This window comes from Bradyrhizobium sp. JR3.5 (genome assembly GCF_054057015.1).
Map to the genome: position 1 here is coordinate 6,253,998 of NZ_JBSRYV010000002.1, position 23,175 is coordinate 6,277,172.

Annotated in this window: 19 protein-coding genes; 17 read left to right on the forward strand and 2 right to left on the reverse strand. The window is 60.8% G+C overall.

Annotated features, from left to right (window positions below; translation table 11 throughout):
* Positions 1-492: 492 nt before the first annotated feature.
* Both ACVWW1_RS46560 and ACVWW1_RS46565 read right to left on the reverse strand, forming a co-directional pair.
* Positions 493-2,067, reverse strand: a complete 1,575-nt coding sequence (locus ACVWW1_RS46560) for a hypothetical protein (RefSeq protein WP_456660525.1) — start codon at positions 2,065-2,067, stop codon at positions 493-495.
* A 677-nt stretch (positions 2,068-2,744) separates the two neighbouring features.
* On the reverse strand, positions 2,745-2,912 hold the full coding sequence (locus ACVWW1_RS46565; RefSeq protein WP_456660526.1) for a hypothetical protein: 168 nt from the start codon (positions 2,910-2,912) through the stop codon (positions 2,745-2,747).
* Between the two features lie 108 nt (positions 2,913-3,020).
* Here ACVWW1_RS46565 and ACVWW1_RS46570 point away from each other — a divergent pair, with 108 nt between their 5' ends.
* From ACVWW1_RS46570 to ACVWW1_RS46650, 17 genes are all read left to right on the forward strand, one after another.
* Positions 3,021-3,236, forward strand: a complete 216-nt coding sequence (locus ACVWW1_RS46570; protein WP_456660527.1) for a hypothetical protein — start codon at positions 3,021-3,023, stop codon at positions 3,234-3,236.
* A 68-nt stretch (positions 3,237-3,304) separates the two neighbouring features.
* Positions 3,305-3,811 (forward strand): A24 family peptidase, encoded by a 507-nt coding sequence (locus ACVWW1_RS46575; protein WP_456660528.1) that lies wholly within the window; start codon positions 3,305-3,307, stop codon positions 3,809-3,811.
* Between the two features lies 1 nt (position 3,812).
* Positions 3,813-4,781: a Flp pilus assembly protein CpaB gene (gene cpaB / locus ACVWW1_RS46580; protein ID WP_456660529.1), complete on the forward strand. Its 969-nt coding sequence runs from the start codon at positions 3,813-3,815 to the stop codon at positions 4,779-4,781.
* Positions 4,782-4,789: 8 nt separating this feature from the next.
* Positions 4,790-5,980: an AAA family ATPase gene (locus ACVWW1_RS46585; protein ID WP_456660530.1), complete on the forward strand. Its 1,191-nt coding sequence runs from the start codon at positions 4,790-4,792 to the stop codon at positions 5,978-5,980.
* Positions 5,977-7,422, forward strand: a complete 1,446-nt coding sequence (locus ACVWW1_RS46590; protein ID WP_456660531.1) for a CpaF family protein — start codon at positions 5,977-5,979, stop codon at positions 7,420-7,422. Before ACVWW1_RS46585 ends, ACVWW1_RS46590 begins: the two co-directional genes overlap by 4 nt.
* A complete protein-coding gene (locus ACVWW1_RS46595) occupies positions 7,422-8,348 on the forward strand; it encodes a type II secretion system F family protein (protein WP_456660532.1) in 927 nt (308 codons plus the stop codon). The genes ACVWW1_RS46590 and ACVWW1_RS46595 overlap by 1 nt, the downstream gene beginning before the upstream one ends.
* Positions 8,345-9,253: a type II secretion system F family protein gene (locus ACVWW1_RS46600; RefSeq protein WP_456660533.1), complete on the forward strand. Its 909-nt coding sequence runs from the start codon at positions 8,345-8,347 to the stop codon at positions 9,251-9,253. Before ACVWW1_RS46595 ends, ACVWW1_RS46600 begins: the two co-directional genes overlap by 4 nt.
* Before the next feature lie 19 nt (positions 9,254-9,272).
* Entirely contained in the window at positions 9,273-9,911 is a 639-nt protein-coding gene (locus ACVWW1_RS46605) for a methyltransferase family protein (protein ID WP_456660534.1), read from the forward strand.
* A 27-nt stretch (positions 9,912-9,938) separates the two neighbouring features.
* Positions 9,939-10,376 carry a hypothetical protein gene (locus ACVWW1_RS46610; RefSeq protein WP_456660535.1) on the forward strand — a complete coding sequence of 146 codons (438 nt, stop codon included), beginning with the start codon at positions 9,939-9,941 and terminating at the stop codon, positions 10,374-10,376.
* 9 nt (positions 10,377-10,385) lie between these two features.
* A complete protein-coding gene (locus tag ACVWW1_RS46615) occupies positions 10,386-11,714 on the forward strand; it encodes a pilus assembly protein TadG-related protein (RefSeq protein WP_456660536.1) in 1,329 nt (442 codons plus the stop codon).
* A 60-nt stretch (positions 11,715-11,774) separates the two neighbouring features.
* A complete protein-coding gene (locus ACVWW1_RS46620) occupies positions 11,775-12,125 on the forward strand; it encodes a pilus assembly protein (RefSeq protein ID WP_456660537.1) in 351 nt (116 codons plus the stop codon).
* Between the two features lie 413 nt (positions 12,126-12,538).
* Positions 12,539-12,841, forward strand: coding sequence for a hypothetical protein (locus tag ACVWW1_RS46625; protein WP_456660538.1), 303 nt, complete (start codon positions 12,539-12,541; stop codon positions 12,839-12,841).
* Complete coding sequence (locus ACVWW1_RS46630; RefSeq protein WP_456660539.1) at positions 12,801-14,108, forward strand: type II and III secretion system protein family protein; 1,308 nt, start codon at positions 12,801-12,803, stop codon at positions 14,106-14,108. The genes ACVWW1_RS46625 and ACVWW1_RS46630 overlap by 41 nt, the downstream gene beginning before the upstream one ends.
* A 688-nt stretch (positions 14,109-14,796) precedes the next feature.
* A complete protein-coding gene (locus tag ACVWW1_RS46635) occupies positions 14,797-15,264 on the forward strand; it encodes a tetratricopeptide repeat protein (RefSeq protein WP_456660540.1) in 468 nt (155 codons plus the stop codon).
* A gap of 428 nt (positions 15,265-15,692) precedes the next feature.
* A complete protein-coding gene (locus ACVWW1_RS46640) occupies positions 15,693-16,889 on the forward strand; it encodes a glycosyltransferase family 87 protein (RefSeq protein WP_456660541.1) in 1,197 nt (398 codons plus the stop codon).
* Positions 16,890-18,042: 1,153 nt separating this feature from the next.
* A complete protein-coding gene (locus ACVWW1_RS46645; protein WP_456660542.1) occupies positions 18,043-21,453 on the forward strand; it encodes an MSCRAMM family protein in 3,411 nt (1,136 codons plus the stop codon).
* A 286-nt stretch (positions 21,454-21,739) separates the two neighbouring features.
* Positions 21,740-23,173, forward strand: coding sequence for an SdrD B-like domain-containing protein (locus tag ACVWW1_RS46650; protein WP_456660832.1), 1,434 nt, complete (start codon positions 21,740-21,742; stop codon positions 23,171-23,173).
* The last annotated feature ends 2 nt before the right edge of the window (positions 23,174-23,175 follow it).

A 23,175-nucleotide genomic window follows, 5' to 3' on the forward strand; every position in this document is an offset into this window, starting at 1 on the left:
CGCTATGTAGGTAGGTCGCGATGAGCGACAGCGAAGTTTCGATCCAACGTGAAACTTTGACAGCCCGGTTGGCGGTCTCTTTCGTAGGGGGCCCATTATGATCAAGGGCTTTGCAATAGCCGCATTGGCGGTGCTGGGAGCATCGCAGGTAGATCAGTATCTCACGCATGGTCGGTACACCGACGCGACGCTGGCCATGCTAAGGCAGATCAGGCACTCATTTCGCATCTGAAACGCCCGGCGCGTCAACACACGCACCGGCTCCAGCCTCTCTGCGCCAGCGTTGGGGGATTCCAATCCAACGGGGAGAGTTGCGGCCGGCTCGGACGGGCCTCTGCGAACTGCTTTCGAGACGGCGCGAACTCTGCCAAGGTCTCTCTTCTTGGAACCGATGGGCGGCAGCGATCAAGGTGAGACCTCGCTCTCATCCTGATTGTCGCGCCATAAACCGAGCAGTCGCGCCTGGATCGCCATTGTCGTTGTCATACGAGACTAATGCAACGCGACAGATCGATCCTTGGCCTGCTGGATGCCACCGGCAAGCGCCTTTGCGTATAGCTCGCGCGCCTTCGTCACATCACCGCGTGTTCCGTAGGTCTTCCATCTGGAAAGAACGAGGGGATCATAGGTTTCCGCGAGCATGAAGCTCGCCCGTGCGCTACCCGTCTCGACGGCGTGTTCGAGTACGATCCGCGCGGCACCGATATCCCCTTGGCCGAGCAGGGCGCTGGCGCGCGCCAGCAACCTGGCCGCGTCCGGACCGCCTTGCGCCTCAGCGACCGCTGGCTGCTCTGTCGCAGCCGCCTCCGCGGTTTGAGTTAGCGTGGGCTCGCGGCCGGCCTCGGCCCGGTCGCGCTCCTTCTTCGGAGACGGCCGCAGCACGGCCGTCGCGCTCTTGGCGGCCGTCTTCGCCTGCGCCGCCTCGTCACCGGCCTTGCGTGACGGCGTCAGCTGGGTCTCGAGATCCCGCCGTGCCCTCGCAAGCTCGCCCGTCAGCGCCTCGGCCCTGTCGCGCTCCGTCTGCAGAGACTGTCGCAGCTCCGCCGTGACGCTCTCGGCGGCCCTCTTCGCCTGCGCTGCCTCGTCACGGGCCTTGCTTGAGAGTGCCAGCTGGGTCTCGAAATCCCGCCGCGCCTTCGCAAGCTCGCCCGCCAGCGCCGCGGCCCTGTCGTGTTCCTTGTGCAGCGACTGTCGCAGCTCCGCCATCCCGCTGTCCGCGGCCTGGCTGAGCTGCGTCGCCTGATCGCGCGCCCTGTTCGCCTGCGCTATCTGCATCCCAATGATCTGCTGTGCCCTCGCCAGTTCATTTGCCAGGCCCTCTGCGCGGCGCCGCTCCTTTTCAGAAGACTGTTGCGCTTCCGGCTGCATTGCCTCCGCACCTTGCTTGCCCGGCGCAGTATCCCGCGGTGCCTGTGAGATCGCCCGGTCGGCTTGCTGATGAAGAGCTGGATCCCGCGCCGATGGTTCGGCTTTTTGCAGGTCCTCTCTTGCGGCCTGGGTCTCTTGCTTGACGGCCTCCACGCCAGCTGTGCCAGTCCTGACGTTATCCTGCTCCACAATGTATCGCGTCAAGTAGGCGACGAGCTCGGGGTGGAAATACCAGCCGACGAGCGATGCCCCGACCATCACTGCGGCGATCGAGGAGAGGGTAAACCAGTGCCGCGCGGCCGGTCCGCGCTCCTGTTTGCTCCGCGCGGCCTGCGCTTCAACCCGGACGCCGGCGACCGGGTCCGCGTTCGCAACCAGACGAGTTAATTCCGCCACCCTCGCGCGTTCGGCCAGGCCCGAGGGGAAACAAAAGGAGCGGGGCCCTGGCGACGCCGGGGGGGCGATTGATCCAGTTTCCTTTGGCGGGATGAATTCATCCTGCAGAAAAAATTCATCACCTTCCTCTGGAAGCTGCATTGTTAGCCAATGCGTCGCCGTGATCTCGCTTGGCTCGCCATTTTCCCTAATCCACCCGCGCCCCTCAGCTGACCATTGGGCAGATTCAAAGCTTCCGCTTACGTCATCCTCGAGAATGACGAATGTCCCATCCTTTGGAGCGGTGTCGATCACGCGGCGCATGAAAAAGACGCCTATTCGAAGCGGCTATCCAATTTTTAAGAACGACTTCTCGAATACGCAGACCCTACTCCACCCCATCAAAGGCCTCAAGAAGATAGGTCATTTAGGTACCTGTTCGGGAGGCGAAACGCGCTGCAGAGCGCGAGGGGCTGGAGACCTCGGTTGTGGTCCGACCGCGGATGGCGTGGCCCGCATCCGACCTACCAGCCACGGCCGCCGGCCCGGAGAGCTGTGGCCGGCTCGGAGGGGATTCCGGGACCTGTTACTGAGACGAAAGCGTAAGCCTGTGAACGACAGTGGGCGGGTGCCTTGTGGAACCGGATTGTGACGCCGTCACTCCACGGAGTCGTTCGCGCGACCACTTGTCCGGTGCGCTCTTTGGATGCCGTCACCGTATTCGCACGGAGCGGCTACAATGAAATGTCGAGAAATGCAGAAAACCCTATAATTTAAGGTGTTTCGTGCATTGTCATCGAAGCGTCGCGCCCGTGGAGAGGCGTCCGCGGCTACGCCGGTAGGGTTAATAAACGATTACCAATCGACAGATTTCTCGCGACGCATTATAAGAAAATCCTAGTTGGCATCGGATTTGCCCCCCCGCCAACATATTACGTGAATTTACTCGCACAAGGGATATTTTCCTATGTTGAAGCTTTACATCCAGACCACCGAAGCCTTCAGGCGTCTCCGCGCTCGGACAACGACGGCGTTGTGTCGTTTGAATACGTGATCGTCGCCGCTTGCATCGTCGCCGCCGTTTCGGCCGCGTTCGGTACGGGTACCGCCAGCGGCATCGGCTCGGTTCTGAGCGCCTCGATCACCACGATCGCCGGCAAGGTCGCCACCGCAGTCTCCGCTTAACTCCGGATGTTTGAATGCTGTTGGCAGATCCCGTCTGCCAACAGCGGTCAACCGGATTGCGATGTGTGCAAGCCTTAAGGAGGCTTTCTCCTATGTTGCAGTCGTACATCAAGATCACCGAAGGATTGAGGCACCTGCGCACGGACAAGGACGGCGTTGTGTCGTTCGAATACGTGATCGTCGCCGCCTGTATCGTCGCCGCCGTTTCCGCGGCGTTCGGTACCGGTACTGCCAGCGGCATCGGCAGTGTTCTGCTCGCCTCGATCACTACGATCGGCACCGCGGTTGCCAACGCGGTTAGCGCTTAAGCCCAGAGGACGGGCTCCGGAGGGGGGCATTATTTTGTGCCCCCCGCCTTTTCTGAGGCGTTTATTTCATGAATTGGATTGCGTCCACGACCTCGTGTCTGGAAATCGCATTGTTGTTCTATGTCGCAACGATCGATATCGCGACACGGTTGATCCGAAACGAAATTTGTCTGGCGCTGGCGCTCCTTGGGATCGTCGGCCAATTGGCCAGTCCGATGCAGATCGGCCAGTCGCTGATCGTTGCCGCAATCCTGTTCCTGGCGCTTTTCGTGATCTATCTGCGGGGAGCGATCGGCGGGGGCGACGTCAAGTTGCTGGTTGCCCTGGCGATCGGTCTGCCGCTGACCGGCGTGATTGAACTGTTGACGGCAACTGCACTGGCCGGCGGCGTTCTGGCCGCGGTGCATCTGATGATGCGCCGTCTGCCACAACCGAAGCTGGCGCCCGCCGGGTCGTCGCTGGTGCGCCGGGTCTACGCGGTCGAGCGCTGGCGTCATTTGCGACATGCGCCGCTGCCCTACGGGGTGGCCATCGCATGCGGCGGTATCTGGACTATTTTGAGCAAAGGATTTTGACATGTCGTCCGCTCTCCGCGTCTCGATCATCATGGTGCTGCTGCTTGCGGCTACGGCGCTCGGGCTCATCGCCTATAGCCTGAACCGGCCGAACGATCCGGTTGTTGCCGAGGTGGTCGCGGAAAAGCCGCAGCCCGCAGCTGCGACCGTCGGCTACTTCGTTACGACACGTCCGCTGTCGAAGGGGACATTGGCGCGGGACGAGGATTTCGCCGTACGCCAGGCGGCCCCGAATCGTGTCCCCGCGGGCGCGATCCTCGAAACGCCTGACACCAAAGCCGGGCTGCCCGGTTCGCTGGTTCGCAAGTACGTCGACGCCGGCAGCGCCATTACCCTGGAAGACATCCTGCGTCCGAAGGATCGCGGTTTCCTTGCCAGCGTCCTGGCGCCGGACAGCCGCGCCATCAGCATCAAGGTTGATGAGGAGACTGGCGTCTCGGGTCTGATCAGGCCGGGCGACAATGTCGACGTGGTGTTGACCCAGGTGTTCGAGAAGGGGGCTCCAGTGCGGCGGGCCGTCAGCGAAACCGTTCTGTCCAACGTGCGCGTCATCGCGATCGACCAGGAGATTGCCCAAGGCGGTCGCTCCGTCAGCAATGCCGTCGCAGGGAAGACGGCGCAAACCGTCTCGCTGGAGCTCAAGCCGGAACAGGTCAAGAGGGTCGCCGTTGCAAAGCAGCTTGGAACGCTGTCGTTCGTCGTCCGCGCTGCGGCCGAGCAATGGGACAAGGCTGACACAGGTGCGACATCCAGCTGCGATGTGTCTCCGGAGCTGGCGCGCCAAAGTGCAGTTGCCGGCCAGAGCACGACGGTCGCGATCTATACCGGCAGCGAGGTCAAGCAGTACTCGGTCAGGAAGCAGGAGCTCGACGACGACGCCCTGGCGAACTGCGACGTCTCGCAGGCGGCCGACCGTCAGACGACAGCAGTGGTGGGTGACGCGAGCAAGGGGTCGGAGAAAAGTCGATGAGTGCGAACATGGCTGTGATGGAAACACCCGAAGAAACGACGTCCCTTGTTGCGCGTAACCGGATCGTCTGCTTCGTCAACGACGAGCTCAGCGCTGCGGCCCTTCGCAAGGGTCTCGATGGCTGCAACCTGGTGATCCGGCGTGGCACCATTCGTCATGCGACACGCATGCTCGAGACCGACACCGATCTGTACGCGCTGGTGACCGATATCAGCGGGATGGATGATCCGTTCACTGAACTGGAGCGTCTGGCCAGCGTCTGCCCGCCCGATGTCAAGGTGTGTCTGATCGGCGACAACCGGGAAATCACCTTCTACCGCGAACTGATGGAGATCGGCCTTACCGAGTATCTTCCGACGCCGATCACAAGGGATATTGTGCTGGACCAGCTCCGGCCGAAGCTGCTTGGCGACGTCGCGCCGGCACATAATGACCGTGGCGGGCACGTGGTGTCGATCTGCGGCGCGCAGGGCGGCGCCGGAGCGACCAGCATCGCAATCAACCTCGCAATGCAACTGGCCGAAACCACCAAGGCGAAGGTGGCGCTGCTCGACCTGCATCTGCAGGGCGGCGAGACCGCGGTGATGCTCGGTGTTCGCCCCGGACCCGGCCTCCGCATCGCGCTTGAAAACCCGATGCGAGCCGACACGCTGTTCCTCGAGCGGGCGGCGATCGAGGTGAACGATCGGGTTGTCCTGATTTCCGGCGATGAAGAGCTTGATGCCAAGCTCGACATTACGGAAGCGGGCGTGCGGCACGTGCTGGGCCTGCTCCGTCAGCGGTTCAACTACGTCGTTGTCGACGTGCCGGTGCCGTTTCCGGCATCGATCTATCCGGTCATCCAGATGTCCCGTCATGTGCTGGTGCTGCTGGAGGCCGAAGTGACAGGCCTGCGCAATGCCCACGCACTTCGCAACGCCGTCACCAACATCGCCGGCAAGGATCGGGTCTTTACTTTGCTCAATCGCGCCGACCGCGCCGGCGGCCTGCCCAGGGCGACGATCGTCAAGGCCCTTGGCGCAGAGCCGGACATGATCATCCCCGATCTCGGCAAGGGAATGACCCAGGCGGTCAACCTCGGCATTCCGGCGCTGAAGCACGTATCCGGGCTTCGGCGTCACCTTGCCCCGATCGTACGGGAGATCACCGGCGTCGGTGCCAAGAAAAAGGCCGCGTGGAAGAGGTGGCTCGGGCTATGAAAAAGTTCGGCAGGCGCGCAGACGAAATGCCGGTGCGGATGCCCGGAGCGGTGCTGGTCACGCCGTCGGCGGTCCCAAGCGCGCAACCGGCGCCGCCGGCCTTACCGCCGGAGGAATCAAGCGTGGCGCCATCGGCGTCGAGCCTGTTCGTATCGGCGCCCAGGCATGACGAGCCCTCCACGCATCATCCGGTGATGTCGGCGTCACTCCGTGAACGGGTGATCGAGCAGATCGAGCCGGCGGTGGCCACCACGGTCTCCCGCGACGTCCTGCGGCGGCAGATCGAGGAAATCATCCACGGCATCGCCAACCAGGAGCGGCTGGAACTGTCGGGCCGCGAGCAGCTCTTCCTGGCGGAGGAAATCGCCGACGACATGACCGGCTACGGGCCGCTGCGTCCGCTGCTGCTCGACCAGACGATCAACGACATCATGATCAATGGGCCGAACAACGTCTATGTCGAGCGGGCCGGCAAGCTCGAGCGGGTCGCGGTCCGGTTTCGCGACAATGACCACATCGCTTCCGTCGCACAGAAGATTGCCTCGCAAGTCGGCCGACGTGTCGACGAGTCCAGCCCAATGGTGGACTGCCGTCTGCCTGACGGCAGCCGCGTCAACATCATCCTGCCGCCGCTGGCGATCCATAGCCCCTGCATCTCGATCCGAAAATTTCCGAACCGGCGTCTGAACATCGCCGGGATGATCGAAAACGGCTCGATGACGCCCGCGCTTGGACAGTTGCTGGAGATCGCCTCCCGCTGCCGGCTCAATGTCCTGGTCTCCGGCGGCACCGGTTCCGGCAAGACGACGCTGCTGAATGCCTTGAGTCAGTTCATCGACAACAGCGAGCGCATCGTCACGATCGAGGACGCGGCGGAGCTGCAGCTCCAGCAGCCGCATGTGATCAGCCTGGAGACCCGGCCCCCGAGCCTTGAAGGCACCGGACAGGTGACGCAACGCGATCTCCTGTGGAACGCGCTGCGTATGCGGCCGGACCGCATCGTCGTGGGCGAGGTGCGCGGCGCCGAGGCCTTCGACATGCTGCAGGCGATGAACACCGGCCATGATGGATCGATCTCCACCGTGCATGCCAACAGCACGCGCGATGCCCTGACCCGCGTGGAGAACATGGTGCAGATGGGGCAGGTCAATCTGCCGTCGCGCGCAATCCGATCGCAGATCGTGGCCGCGCTGGATCTTATCGTGCAGGTCGAGCGCATGCGGGACGGCCAGCGCCGCATCATACAGATCAGCGAGGTGATCGGCCTGGAAGGCGAAGTGATCACCACCAACGACATCGCGCTGTTCGAGTACAAGGACGAGGACGTTCACGGCCGGATATCGGGCACCTACCGCTCCACCAACGCGGTTCCGAAATTCAAGAGCCGCCTCGTCTATTACGGGCTCGATCGGGCCTGGGCAGATGCGATGAGGCAGATCTGATGTCGACGCCCTTGATGATCGTCCTGGTGCTGCTGCTGTGTGCTGGGGCAAACACCCTTTGGCTCGACGCACGACAGAGGCGAATGGATCGCCAGCTCGAGATCGCCTTGCCGACGGCTGAAGCGGCGACTCTGGTGTCCATCCGTCGTGCGGCGAAGACCTCGCGTTGGCATATGCTGCATCGCCTTTCCAACTACCGTCCCGACGCGGTGTACATGCTACGCCCGATTTACGTGCTGCTCGCAGGGGGAATGGCAGGGGCGGCAATCATCTATGTCAATGCGTTCCTGAAGTTTCCGGGCCTCTATGCGGGCATTGCCGCCGCGGGCGTCGCCATCCTGGTCGTGCGCGGGCTGTTCGGATGGCAGCAACACCGCTTTGCAAATCAACTGTTCCAGCAACTTCCAGACGCGGTTCAGCTGGTGACGAGTACGGTCCGGTCCGGGTTGCCCGTCCACGAAGCATTTCGCACCATCGCCCGCGAGATGCCGCAACCGACATCCGGGCAGTTTGCCATCGTCTGCAGCGAACTGAATATGGGCCGGTCGCCCGAGGAGGCTGTGGAAGGCGTCTACCAGCGGACGCAGGTGCCGGAATATGCGATGTTTGCGGTGACCCTGGCGGTGCAATTGAAGACCGGCGGCAGCCTGGCGGAAACGCTGCAAACGCTGGGTGAGACCGTGAGCCAGCGGGTTGCGCTGGCGGCCCGTGCGAAGGCCTTGGCGGGAGAGGTCATCTTTTCATCGCGTGCGCTCACCTTCGCGCCGGTCGTTATCGGCGGGATGCTTTACCTGATCAATCCGCGGTCGATCGATCTGCTGTTGTTCGATCCGCAAGGCAATGTGCTTCTCGCTTATGCGGCTTGCTCGGTCCTGGTCGGGCATTTCGTGATCCGTTGGATGGTCAGAAGGGAAACCACCCTATGACGGCTGTTCTCGGTTTTGCCACTCTTGCCGTCGGGGTTGCGGCTGCGACCTTCCTGCTGATCATCCGCGAGATGCACCTTCGTGCCTTGAACACGCGGGTCTCGAACGCCGTGCTGGGAATTCCCGACCGATCGAGCTCGTCGAACGACCTGATCGGCTGGCTCTCATCGGTCGGCATGCGCTACAGGCGCTTCTACGGCCAGGAAAACCTGGACCAGCTGCGGATGATTCTCCAGTCGGCCGGGTTCAATCATCATCGAACGCTGCCGATCTGGCTCGGCTTCAAGACGGTCAGCTCATTTGCATTTCCGATCACGGCCTTCGCGGTCTCGCAACTTCTCGGGCGGCCGTTCACCGACGTGATGATCTTCACGCTGATTGGCGTGGCGTTTGGAATCATGATTCCGCGTCTGATCTTGCTGGTCGTGAAGCGACGCTTCGATGCGGCGATCCGGCTCGGCACGCCCGACACCATCGATCTGCTTGTCGTTTGCAGCGAAGCCGGCATGGGCCTGGAGAGCGCGATTGAGCGTGTGGCGGACGAGATGTGGGAGACCAATCCCGCCATCTGCCACGTGCTGCGCGGTCTTCTCGACGATCTGCGGATCCTGCCGAACCGTGCCGACGCCTTCGAGAAGCTCGCTGCCACGTCGGAGGGCCTCCGTCGTTTCGGCACCATGGTCAGTCAAAGCCTGCAATATGGCACGCCGCTGAGCCAGGCCCTGCGCAGCATCGCAGTCGACCTGCGCCGGGAACGCATCACCAAGCTCGAGGAGCGCGCCCACAAATTGGGCGCCAAGCTCACCGTTCCGATGGTGTTGTTTTTGCTTCCGGCGATGTTCGTCATCCTGGGCGGAAGCCCGTTCCTTCACCTGATTCGTACCTTCGCCGACCTGGGTAAGTAAGCCCATGAGTGCTAGTGTAATGAGCCTTTCGACGAACCTGGCCTACGATCGGCTCACCCGAATGCTGGGCAGCGCGTGGTTCCTCCTGTTGGCGCTTGCCGTGTCGTTCAAGCTCGCCACCCCGGCGGGGGAGCCGTGGCCATCGCTCGTGTCGAACTTCTTTGTCGCGGTGTTTTACCTGATGCTGGCGCTGCTGATCCTGATCCGGGGGCCTGCGAAGGCGCAGGCCGAAGGGCTGCTGCCGAGGATCGCCGCGTTCGTTGGCACATACTGGCCGTGGACGATCACGTTTTTCGAGAAGACCGAAGGCACATTGCCGAATCTGTTGTCCACGGCTTTCGTGCTGACCGGCATGATCATGATCCTCGTCACTGTCCGCCATCTCGGACGGTCGTTCAGCCTGGTGCCGCAGGCGCGTTCGGTGGTGCAGACCGGGCCGTATCGGTGGATCAAGCACCCGCTCTATCTGTCGGAAGAAATCGTGTTCGTCGGCGTTGTGTTGCAGCATCTGAGCTGGATGACCGTCGCCTTGCTGTTCCTGCATATCGGCATCCAGGTCTGGCGAATTCATTACGAAGAAGACGTGCTTCGGCGCACTCTTCCTGAATATTCCAGCTACGAGGCCTCGCGCTGGAGACTGATTCCTTATGTCTGGTGAGTGGTCATGCGCTTCCGGAAAAGCCGCGTGAGCGGCAAGCGTTCGCTGATCGCGGATCGACGCGGCGCCGTCGCGTTCGAGATGCTGTTCGTGTTCCTTTTCCTGTTCGTGGTTATCCTGCTGCCGCTGGCCGACCTCGCGATGGCGGGCTTTCAATACATCCAGGCGTTCGCGGCATTACGAGGGTTTGGGCAATATTTGCAGTACCATCAGCCAACGGATGTCACGAGCACGTCGGATTGGCTGGCGACTGTGCGTCCCAGGGCCACCGCTAATCCGAGTTATCCTATCAGCGATCCTCAAATCATTTGCGGTGACAATCAGGCCGGCTGTTCGGACGCGACGCTCTCGCCCAAATACTATTTGTACACGACGACCATAACCTTTGCGCCCATGGTGTTGAGGTCTGCGCTTTGCAGCAGTTCCTGCACGTACACGCTGTCATATTCTGAACGGTTTCAATAGGAGGGCTCCATGCGCGACATACTCCATTGCCGTCGAGGTTCGGCCGCGTTCGCGACTGTGGTCGCCTTGATACCTCTGATTGGAATGATGGCGCTTGGCGGTGAGGCGGGGTCTTGGTATGTTACCAAGCAACGCGCGCAGAATGCCGCTGATGCAGCCGCCTATTCGGGCGCCCTGCGGCTCGCTTGCTCTCTCGGATCACTTACGTGCGCCGATACGCAGTCTGTGGACTATCGCGGCAAGCAATTCGCAGCGCAGAACGCGTTCTGCAACTCAGGTGACACGTCGTATCCAGGCTCTATCTGTGCGGCCAGCCTTCCGAGTGGCATCTCGCAAACGGTTGCGATCGCTTCGCTTACGTCGTGGAACGGAAACACCGGAAACTTCATTCAAGCCACAGTTAGTCAGCAGCAGCCGGCGTACCTGGCCGCAGTGCTCGGCTTGTCTACGGTCAACATCGCCGCGGCAGCTGTTGCCGAAGTCAAGAACCCGAAAGATCTATGTGCGTTGGGACTCGGGAGGTGGCCCCAAGGTAGCGCACTTACCATCGGTGGCAACGTTACGACCGCCGGAAATGGCTGCGGGCTAATGTCAAACGACACTGTCAAATACTCCAGCACTCCGACTATCACGGGGTCAGGCTGGCAGATCGATGCTGCGAAGGGCTGCCTTCCCAACGTCACTCAGTGCAATAGCCTCAACGCGCCATACAACTATTTTATGCCTGCTGCGACGAATCCACTGCAAGCACTTGACACCGCTTCGTTCAACTCATGGACCGGCAAGACGACTAAACTGTCATGCAGTGGTACGTTGACGCCAAACGACAGTACCAATTTGTATGGTAATTTGAGCTGTACGAACGGGGACACGGTAGCTTTCTCCCCCGGAACCTACTTCTTTTACAACGCAACAATCACAATTAATGGCGGAACCGTCAGTTGCCCGGCCTGTAACGGCACAACATTAGGCGTTACGCTTGTGTTGCTCGGGGATTCATCGATTTCCATCAGTGGCACCGCTTCGGTTAGCCTTTCAGCACCTTCTACCAACGCTACCTATCCTGCACTCGCTGGCGTTCTGATTGACGATCAGGCGCCAAATAAGAGTAAGAATGCCGTCACCGTAAACGGCAATAGTAACATGATTGATTTGGGCGGCGCGATGTACTTCCCGAACGTTGGTGTTACGTGGAGCGGAACGGGCGCCAATGCGAACACGACGTGTTCAGAGGTAATAGCCAATACTTTGACGATGACCGGTAGCGCTTACTTGAGCACGAATGGCTGTGTCCCTGGCACGGTTGCTCGTACCCAGGTCGTCTATTTGGTGCAATAATGAGAAAGATAGACCAGCGGGGCGTTGCAGCACTGGAGTTCTGCCCTCATCGCTGTGCCCTTGTTCACCCTGATCTTCGCCGTCTTTGATTTCGGGCGCTACGCGATCACGATGCAGTCGCTGCGCATCCTTGCCGATGCGAGCGCTCGCGCGAACATGATCAATTGCTACACACCTGCTGTACTGCAGTCCACATCACCATCCACTTGTACTGGTGACTACTTGTCCGCTACAGACAAGCGGGCCGCCGCGCCCTTCCTTTATGCCGCCGGTCTGACGCCGACGGTGGCCACGACCGCGGGGGCCTACGCGCTGACGGTGACGGCGTCGCAGTCGGGCTTCACCATGATCATGCCGATCTGGGGCACGTCCCTCAACGCGCCGAGCGCGTCCACCACAATTCCGTTCTGAGGCGGACCGATTCGTTGGGGGGTATTGGGCCTGTCGGGACCCGGGCGGCCGGCGGAGCCGCGTCGGCAGGCTGGACATAGCCCACGCGGGCTACGGAAGTGGTGCGCGCTGGCAACATCGGGGAGTTTTCTCAGGCATCGGCGCAGCCTGGCGGACCTCTTTCCTTGCAATCAAGGGGGGCCGCGGGAGATGATCCCGAAGCCGCCATGTGCGGCCCGGCGAGTGGGGATGCGACCGGAGTGAACTGGCTTTTGGTTCAGCTTAGCGCGCCGGGGATGGGAATTCGCAAGTAACTATTTGTAGTCGGACAGACTGTAAGCTCTACGGCGTGATGGACGAACTGGAGTGATCGGGACGCCGCGGCCGTAGGTTTACGGGGGTCGTCGCGGAGGCGCGGCGAAGGGGATGGCATGATGGGAAGTCGCGTTTCGGATGGTGCGGGACGTAGGCTGGTCGCCTTCAGCGCGATGGCGCTTGGCGTTGCGGTTGCCCTGATTCATTCCGCCGATCCCGTACTGGCTGCGGACCGGCGTGCCCCGTCGTCCGGTGGCGGCGTCTTCGTCAGCGAGATGAGCGACGTCCAGCGCGTCAGGGTGACGCTCAACAAGTCGCGCACTTTCAGGGTCGAGACGGCCGTTCTCGTCGATCGTCGCGGGCTCGCCCGACATCGTCGACGTGAAGTCGCTGAGCGACCACCTGATCTACGTCCAGGGTAAGAAGACCGGAACCACCAACGTCATCCTGTTCGACAGCTCGATGAAGCAGATCGGCATTCTCGATGTCGAGGTGACGCTCGATATCGGCAATCTGCAACAGAACATCCAAACGAGCACGGGCACGCGCGGCATTCGCGTGTCTGCATCGGAAGGCCAGGTGGTGCTAAGCGGAATGGCCGCCGATGCGGTCGCCGCCGAGCGAGCGATGTCGATTGCCAAGGGCAGCGTTCCCGAGGGCGGCATCGTCGTCAATGCCATGAACGTGGCTGCGCCGCAGCAAGTCATGCTGGAGGTGCGCTTCCTCGAGGTCGCGAGGTCCGCTGGCCGCGAACTAGGCGTGAACCTCTATGCCGGCAACGGCAACCTCACGCAGGTTGGAAACAGCGGAACTGCGGGCCGTCCTGTCCCATCATCCACCCCTCAAGGTGTTCCTGTTCTAGCCACTGCGTCAGGGCTAGCAGGTGCCGCAACCCCGTTCGGTAACCTCTTAACGAATGTGCTGAGAACGAGTAATGGCACTTCGGTCGATCTCCTGCTGCAGGCGCTGGAGACGAAAGGGCTGGTGCGCAGCCTGGCCGAGCCCAACCTGATGGCGTTGTCGGGCGATGCGGCGCGCTTCCTGGCCGGCGGGGAATTTCCGGTGCCGGTAGCTTCTAACACTACGAACGGCTTTCCCACCACCACCATCGAATTCAAGAAATTCGGCGTCGAGTTGGGCTTCGTACCCACTGTGCTTTCGCGCGGCGTGATCAACCTTCGGGTTGAGCCGTCGGTCAGCGAACTCGATTTCACCAATGCCGTAACCATCGCTGGAACGGTGATCCCGGCATTGAGCAGCCGCAACGCTCGGACCACGGTTGAATTGCGCGACGGCCAGAGCTTCGCGATCGCCGGGTTGCTCCAGACCCGCAACGCACAGGATGTCCAGCAATTGCCATGGATCGGCTCGGTGCCAGTCCTCGGTGCGCTGTTCCGAAGCGCATCTTATCAGCAGAAAGAGACGGATCTGGTGGTCATCGTGACACCGCGCCTGGTCGCGCCGGCGGTCCCGGGACAAACCCTCGCGTCGCCCCTCGATTCGCGATTGCCCGCAAATGACGTCGACTTCTTCCTCAACGGCCAGATGGAAGTGAAAAAGCGCTACACTGACTACGTCAATTCCGGCGGTGACATCAAAGGACCCTACGGGCACATCATCGCCCCCGATGTCCGGATGTCTGCGCCACCTGCGGTTGCAGCCGAGCCCATAGTCAAGACCCTCAACTGAAGGACGACCGATATGACATGCACGGCGTTACTCGCAGTCTTTACACTGGGGGCTTGCAACGGCTTGGCTGGCAATGACGAAATGGATCGTTACTTCCAGCGTTCGGATACCATCACCTTAAGTGCCGGCGACGCGAAGCAGGTCAATGCCGTGACCCACACGATCCATCCCTGGCCGAGCTACGTCGGCGATCGCAGGATCGTTTCCCAGGCGGCGAAGACCGAACGCGCTATTCCGCGTTATCGTCTCGGTAACCAACCGCGCGATCCGTTACCGGCGTTCGGGGGAGACGCGCCAGGGTTGGGGCACCCCCCAATGGGAGTCGCGGGCGCAACGGCAGCAGCAGTGGACGCAGGTGGTGTCGTCGGCTTGGGCACTGGCGTGGCCAACGTAGGCGTCCCACGTCGATGAGTTGAAAAAGTTCTCTTGTTTCCGGTGGTATCAAGACCAAGCGTGACATTCGCGGCGGCTGGATCCGGCGTCTTTTTCAAAGTGGGACATGTGGCGTCCCGGTAACAGGTCTGTAAGCCCACTCATGTTAGCGTGGAACGAAATTTCGAACGGTTGCGGATATTGCAAACGGGACGGTAGACGGGGATAACGGTAATGAGGCGCTTACTCCTATGGCTTGCTAGCGCCTTACTGGCCACACGCATTGGCGGCTTGCGAGACGGTGCAAGAATATACTGTGCGTGACGCTGCTGTCGTTGCGCCCGGCGCTCCAGCCGGTCCGGACCCTGTGCAGGAGCCGACCGACGTCAAATATTACCCTTCCGATGAACCTGTTCGGATGGGGTTGGAGCACTACAACCGCGGCAATTACGGAATCTCGCAGCGCTATTTCAAGGACGCCGTCGAGAAGGCGCCGAAGGACGTCACGGCCTGGGTCGGGCTTGCGGCGAGCTATGACAAGTTGCGCCGGTTCGATCTTGCCGATCAGGCCTACGCGCAGGCGATCCGGATTGGCGGCGAGACCGTCCAGATCCTGAACGACCAGGGCTATTCCCTCATGCTGCGCGGCAATCTGAACGGCGCGCGGCGCAAGTTCGAGAAGGCGTATTCGCTCGATCCGGGCAACCCGGTCATCGCCAACAATCTCGAGCTTCTCAACGGCAGCCGGAAGTTCATCGAAAGGCCGCCGAACAATCAGCCGTAGGCTGACAGCCGCACGACGGTCGCCCGATTTTCATGATGTTTCCGGACCCGGGCAGCGCGGATCAAGGCAGCATCGGCTATGCCTATGTGAGCGATTGCTGAGGACCCCACCTCGCGTTGTTGCATAGGCAAACCAGGTCAACTGCAAACAGACTCCGCAACCGAATGACGGGACCTTCGCTGTTTGAATTGGTCCCGCAGCTTTGGCAACCGTGGTTTGACGGTCCGAAGCATTGCGGGCTGCTGAGCCCGGTCATAGCGGAAGGTGTGGTGCCGCCCTCTCGACCACGCTCATTGAATCAACGGGATGCCGCAGGAACCGTCCTCAAAGTCTGCAGGGCTCTCCGTTAACTAACGGGCCCCCAATCCGTTGCCGCACCAGAAAGCGCAATGGTAGATTGCGCTTTTGACGGGATCGCGCGATTTTTCATGACCTGGGTTATTTCGCACGAGGACGGCGAGGATCGAGGGCAGGCGATTGCCTGCCTAATCCTGCTCAGTATGACGATACTGGCTTTGGCCCTGATGTTTATCAGTGGAGCCGGTCATCCGGGCATCGACTTCTCTTGTTTTTGGGCCGCCGGCTCCATGGCTTTGAAGGGCCATGCTGCGACCGCCTATGATTGGGGCCAACTGCGTCAGATGCTCGTTCAGATGCAGCCGGCGGATCATGCGCCGTATTCCTACGACCAAATGCCGGTTCCGTTCTTCTATCCTCCGGTGTTTTTTCTGGTTCTGGCGCCCTTGGCGCTGTTGCCCTTTACAGCTGCCTTCTGGATCTGGAGCGCGGCAAAGTTGTTTTGCTGGCTGTTGGTGGTCTACTCCATTCGGGCGCGTTCAGGCGCGCTGCTGCTGGCATTGGCAGCACCGCCCGTCGTCTACGATTTTCTTTCTGGCCAAAGCTCGCTGCTTGCGGCAGCGCTGCTGGGTGGCGCCCTGCTGCTATTGGACAGGCGCCCGATCGTCAGTGGTTTCTTGATCGCGCTTCTCATCTTCAAGCCTCAATATGGCGTTCTTCTCCCCCTCGTACTGATCGCCACTGGACGTTGGAGCGTTGTCATAGCGGCCTCCTTGATGGCGTCCGCTCTGCTGCTGCTGTCCGGGACCATCTTCGGCTGGGATACGTTCACGGGATTTCGTGAAGCAGCGACCTTCGCGACGACGCAGTTCCATCTCACTGGCGCGCTGCCGTGGTACAAGTTGCAGAGCATCTATGGCCTGTTTCGCCTTGCCGGCTTTGGCTACGGGTTGGCCATGTCGCTGCAGATCCTTGTCGCGTCGACCTGCGCAGTCTGGGTGCTGATCACGTGGCGGCGCGATGTAAGCTTCGCCGTCAAGGCCGCCTGCCTGCTTGCGGCAACGCCTCTGATTTCTCCTTACTTCGCCATCTACGACATGCAGATCCTGGTGATCGCGTTGGTGTTCCTCATGAGCGATGACCGGATCACTCCGCCATCAAGGCGATCCTTCCGATTCGGCGTCGGTATTATATTTGCGCTGGGATATGCCTTCCCGGTCGCGCTTGTGCCGGTAGGTCCATTCATGTGCGCCACGCTGATCGCGGTCATCTGGATGAGATTGCGGCAGCTCGACGCTAGCGGGACAATTCCGGTTCGTGTTTCCTGATCCGGATCGGGTATCAACTGAGATCCCCGGGAGAGCATTCAAATGCCCGGTCAAGCAAAGTAGCCGGTTCAACCCGCGCTCGCGATGGTGACGAGGTTGTTTAGTACGGGCGTGGCGCAAAGGCCATCACGACAGCGATATGGTAATGGTTGTCGCTGAGCCAAAGCAATCACGTCACGAGATATGTCAAATCGAGCTCAGGGATGAGCAACCCTTAACGATGTCTGAGCCAGCCAGATGAAGGAGTTCGTTCATTCAATGCGGGCGCTACGTTCGTGGACACCAGGTACTCCAGGAACACGTTGAACGGCCGGCTTCTAGCCCACTTCATTCTTGGACTCTCGATGCTCCTCCGAATGCGTGGCAGAATGATTCCATGGGCGGTGAACGGATCCCCCGACGTTGATCGACGGTCCGCCATGACCCGCGGCGCTGGGAACGTCTCGCAAAACTCGAACAGATTCGGAATCACGAAGCGCGATGCCCGGCCCAACAAGGACGAAGCCCAAGACCGGCCCAAGGAAAACAAAGCGCCAGCGAACTGGTCAGTACTCCCTTATCGATTGAATCTCGTTCTCGCGAGAGGTTGAGCGCGTCGTCCCACTGCGTGCCGAGATGACCGCGCTGCACCATTACGTTCTCCTTAAAAAGTGGTTTACAATTTGAAACACTGGTGTTTAGCTATTGACATACTACGCGAGCTGTAGGCTGTGCCCCGCCGTGGTGGGACTGCAATAAAAGTCAAAGGTTGCGTAATGTCGCGTCGGGGTAAATCGTCATAGAAGCTGGACTGTGCCCGATCGGCGCGTCCGGCTGTTTTTGTTTGGCGTGCAAGTGATGGTGGGTGATGCGGCCGCTTCCGTGGGCATCGTGCTGATGCGCCACGGCATTGCTAGCGAGTCGCGGGCGGACATTGCAGTGCACCCGGAAGGGTAGCCTGATGATTGTTTTGGAATGACCTTGTAATCGCGTGGCCCGTTAGGGCCGACGAACTTCGAAACGATCGCTTCGGTTGAATTGCGCGAGGTCCGTGGAGCACTCGCTTCCGCGGGCTCTGCGGTTGTGCGTCGATATCGAACTGGTCGCACTTTTCAGCATGGCAGTGCGGTCGCACTGCGAAAAACCGTGATGGATAGTTAGCAGGAGATTGGTCATGGCGACGTACAAATACGATCCCGCTACTGGCACCTACGTCCTCAGCGACGATCTGTTCTCGGTCACCACAGATCTCTCGGACTACGCTCCCGGGTCGACAGCGAGCTTCACCGCATGGAACGTGACGCCAGGTGGCTCCATCCAGTTCACGGTCTGGCACACGATCGGCGCCGGTCCGGATGGCATTTGGGGCACCGCCGACGATCAATTGGGTACACCGCTCAGCGGCAGCACGCCGTGGACGGTCACGGATGGCGGGTTTGGTGATCTCGACGGCACCGTCAACGGCAGCATCACGACCTCATGGTACGTCAATTCGGATGCAGCGAACCAAAGCTTCCTGCTTACGGCTTCCGACGGGACGACCGGATTGCTGGCGACAACCGGCTTTACCGACGCAACGCAATTCATCGATCTCACATTCCAGGACACCCAGACCGTTACGAGCGGCTCGGTCAGCGCCATTTTCTCGACCTCGGTCACGACGGTCGGTGCCGGAACGGGCCTTCTTGATCCCTTCGTCCGGCTCAGTACGAATGGCGACACGGAGCAGGGCTACAACACCGATTATAACGGAGCTGCGCTGCTGGATAACGCCGCCAAGGGCGGCACCAATTTCGTCCACTCGTTGCAGCTCGCCAATCTGCCCATCGAATTCCACAATGGTGTCGGTTATTACCGCTTCGAGCTCGACATCAACCAGCTCAACTCATCCGACAAGATCCTGCTCTCGCTCGATGCGCTGCAGATCTGGCAAGCCGGTGTCGGCGATCTGCACGACTATGCTCCCGGCGCGACTCCGGCCCAGGGCACGGGCGCCTTCCCGGCGGCGGACAACGCCACGCTGATCTACAATCTGGATGCCGGTGGCGATAAATTCATCGGACTGAACGGCAGCCTGCAGTCGGGCAGCGGCAACACGGCCGATATGTCGTTCCTGATTCCGATCAGTTCCTTCGATCCAAATCAGGCGTATGTCTATCTCTATTCCGCGTTCGGATATCAGCCGGGCACGTACGATTACAGCTATGCGGACACCAACGGAACGACCCACACCGGCACCAGTGCGTGGACCACCAATGACGGCTTCGAGGAGTGGGACCGCCAGAACGGGCAGGTCATCGACGGCTACAAATTCGACGACCTCAATGCCGACCATACCTGGCAGACCGGCACCGAGCCGGCCCTCAATGGCTGGAGGGTCTATCTCGATCTCAACAACAACGGCGTGCTCGATTCAGGTGAGCCGTCGGTCTTGACCGGCAGCATAGATCTGAACGGCGACGGCATCGCCGGCAATGACGCCAACGAGGTCGGTTACTATCGCTTCTTTGTCACGCCGGGCAGCTATACGATCCGCGAGGTTCCGCAATCCGGATGGACCCAGTCGGCGCCCGTCGGCGGCGACTATGTCGTCACGCTGGCCGCAGGAGATGTCAGCCACAACAACAATTTCGGAAACCTGCAGACCGCTTCGATCTCGGGTCACAAATACGAGGATGCGGACGGCAACGCCGCGACGACGGGTGACGAAACGCCGGTGAGCGGCTGGACGATCACGATCTACAACGATGCCAACCATAACAACAGCGCTGACCCCGGCGAGCAGGTGGCGCAAACTACGACCGATGCGACCGGCTCGTATTCCTTCACCGGCCTGTTGCCGGGCGACTACCTGATCAAGGAAGAGGACCGGTCCGGCTGGGTTCACGTGACATCGGCGCAGATCAATCTGGACAGCGTCACCTCGGGCCAGAACCTCACCAACGAGAATTTCGTCAACTTCAAGACCTTCAGCATCTCCGGAACCAAGTACACCGACATCACCGGCAACGGCATCACCGCTGACGACACGCCGCTCGCCAACGTGACGATCTTCATCGACAAGAACAAGGACGGCGTCTTCGACGCCGGCGATCTGTCGACGACGACGGCAGCCGACGGCACCTGGTCGTTCACCGGGCTCGATTACACTGTTGCCGGCGACAAGGTCTACGAGGTTCTGCCGTCCGGCTACGTGGAGACGGTCGGCACCGCCGGCTACACCATTGTCGGTACCTCGGGCCACGACCAGAGCGGGCTGGACTTCGCCAACTTCAAGACCTTCAGCATCTCCGGCACCAAGTACACCGACATCACCGGCAACGGCATCACCGCTGACGACACGCCGCTCGCCAACGTGACGATCTTCATCGACAAGAACAAGGACGGCGTCTTCGACGCCGGCGATCTGTCGACGACGACGGCAGCCGACGGCACCTGGTCGTTCACCGGGCTCGATTACACTGTTGCCGGCGACAAAGTCTACGAGGTTCTGCCGTCCGGCTACGTGGAGACGGTCGGCACCGCCGGCTACACCATCGTCGGCACCTCGGGCCACGACCAGAGCGGGCTGGACTTCGCCAACTTCAAGACCTTCAGCATCTCCGGCACCAAGTATACCGACATCACCGGCAACGGCATCACCGCTGACGACACGCCGCTCGCCAACGTGACGATCTTCATCGACAAGAACAAGGACGGCGTCTTCGACGCCGGCGATCTGTCGACGACGACGGCAGCCGACGGCACCTGGTCGTTCACCGGGCTCGATTACACTGTTGCCGGCGACAAGGTCTACGAGGTTCTGCCGTCCGGCTACGTGGAGACGGTCGGCACCGCCGGTTACACCATTGTCGGTACCTCGGGCCACGACCAGAGCGGGCTGGACTTCGCCAACTTCAAGACCTTCAGCATCTCCGGCACCAAGTACACCGACATCACCGGCAACGGCATCACCGCTGACGACACGCCGCTCGCCAACGTGACGATCTTCATCGACAAGAACAAGGACGGCGTCTTCGACGCCGGCGATCTGTCGACGACGACGGCAGCCGACGGCACCTGGTCGTTCACCGGGCTCGATTACACTGTTGCCGGCGACAAAGTCTACGAGGTTCTGCCGTCCGGCTACGTGGAGACGGTCGGCACCGCCGGCTACACCATCGTCGGCACCTCGGGCCACGACCAGAGCGGGCTGGACTTCGCCAACTTCAAGACCTTCAGCATCTCCGGCACCAAGTATACCGACATCACCGGCAACGGCATCACCGCTGACGACACGCCGCTCGCCAACGTGACGATCTTCATCGACAAGAACAAGGACGGCGTCTTCGACGCCGGCGATCTGTCGACGGCGACGGCAGCCGACGGCACCTGGTCGTTCACCGGGCTCGAATTACACTGTTGCCGGCGACAAAGTCTACGAGGTTCTGCCGTCCGGCTATGTGGAGACGGTCGGCACCGCCGGCTACACCATTGTCGGCACCTCGGGCCACGACCAGAGCGGGCTGGACTTCGCCAACTTCAAGACCTTCAGCATCTCCGGCACCAAGTATACCGACATCACCGGCAACGGCATCACCGCTGACGACACGCCGCTCGCCAACGTGACGATCTTCATCGACAAGAACAAGGACGGCGTCTTCGACGCCGGCGATCTGTCGACGACGACGGCAGCCGACGGCACCTGGTCGTTCACCGGGCTCGATTACACTGTTGCCGGCGACAAAGTCTACGAGGTTCTGCCGTCCGGCTACGTGGAGACGGTCGGCGTCGCCGGCTACACCATCGTCGGCACCTCCGGTCACGACCAGACCGGGCTCAACTTCGCAAACTTCCAGCTGTTCAGCATCTCCGGTCACAAGTACACTGACATGAACGGCAACGGCGTCGTCGATCCGGGCGACACCGGCCTTGGCGGTGTGACGATCTTCATCGACAAGAATAAGGACGGCGTCTTCGACGCCGGCGATCTGTCGACGACGACGGCAGCCGACGGCACCTGGTCGTTCACCGGGCTCGATTACACCGTTGCCGGCGACAAGGTCTATGAGGTCAACCCATCAGGTTACGTGCAGAGCCTGGGCCAGGCGGGTTACACCATTGTCGGCACCTCGGGCCACGACCAGACCGGGCTGAACTTCGCCGACTATGTGAATGGCTCGATCCACGGGTTCAAGTTCAATGACCTCAACGCCGACGGTGTGTTTGACGGATCGGACACGCCGATGGCGAACATCACCATCGAACTGAAGGGTGATGTGGACGGCAACGGCACCGTCGATACGGTCGACACTGTAACCGATGCGAACGGTGACTTCTCGTTCACAAACCTCCATCCTGGAACATACACGATCAGCGAACTGTTCACGGATGGCGCGAACTGGGCTGCGACCGTCGACCACAACGGCGACGGCATTGGCGATGCGACCACGACGGTCACGGTTCAGAGCGGGCAGGAGCTCGTCGCGGTCAGCGGCGAAGAGGGACAACTCGACTCTCTGCACACTGAAGTCAATGTCGGCAATGAATTGACGTTCGGCAACCACCAACTCGGTGCGGTTGGCCTGACCCCGGGCTTCTGGTGCAACCACGAGTATGTGTGGGATGCTCCGATCAGCGGTGCCGACAACAGTCAGGGTAAGGTCGACGGAAACGGCATCTCGCTGGCTTCCAAGCTCGCATCGTCGGGCGTCATCACCCAGCCCGATATTGCTAATCTGTTGCCTGGGACTGTTGACGTCGATCACGACGGCCACAAGGATCTGATGTTCGAGGCTTCAGATGGCAAATGCCTGGTCATCGAATGGGATGATGCTCAGGAGATCGTCTGCCAGAACACTGGAACCGGTCCGGACAAGCTTGGCGATTTCACGCGCTATGCAATCACAACGCTGTTGAACGATGTCGGCGTGCCCAACTTCAACGCACCGAGCGGGTTGATCGACGACATCGCTCACTGGCTGATCAAGTACGGCGGTGCCAAGCTGGCAGACACGAACGGCGATGGCAGCATCACGTCCGCCGACTGTTACGTCCTCGATTACAACAATTCGCACGAACCGGGCAAAGACGGGTTCAGCACGACGATCAAGGCAAGCAGTACTGCATGGCAGACCGGAGCTCCGGGCATTCCGTCCGGCAGCGGCATCTTCGCGACGATGAATGCTCTGACCGATGGTACGTCGAAAAACATGGTCGTCGACTCGCAGCAGACGCTGGTGACGTCGGTGATCGACGAGGGAAGCTATTTTGGTCTCCTCGGCGTGGCGCCGAACAATCCAGACGGGTATCTGCACCTGATGTGACG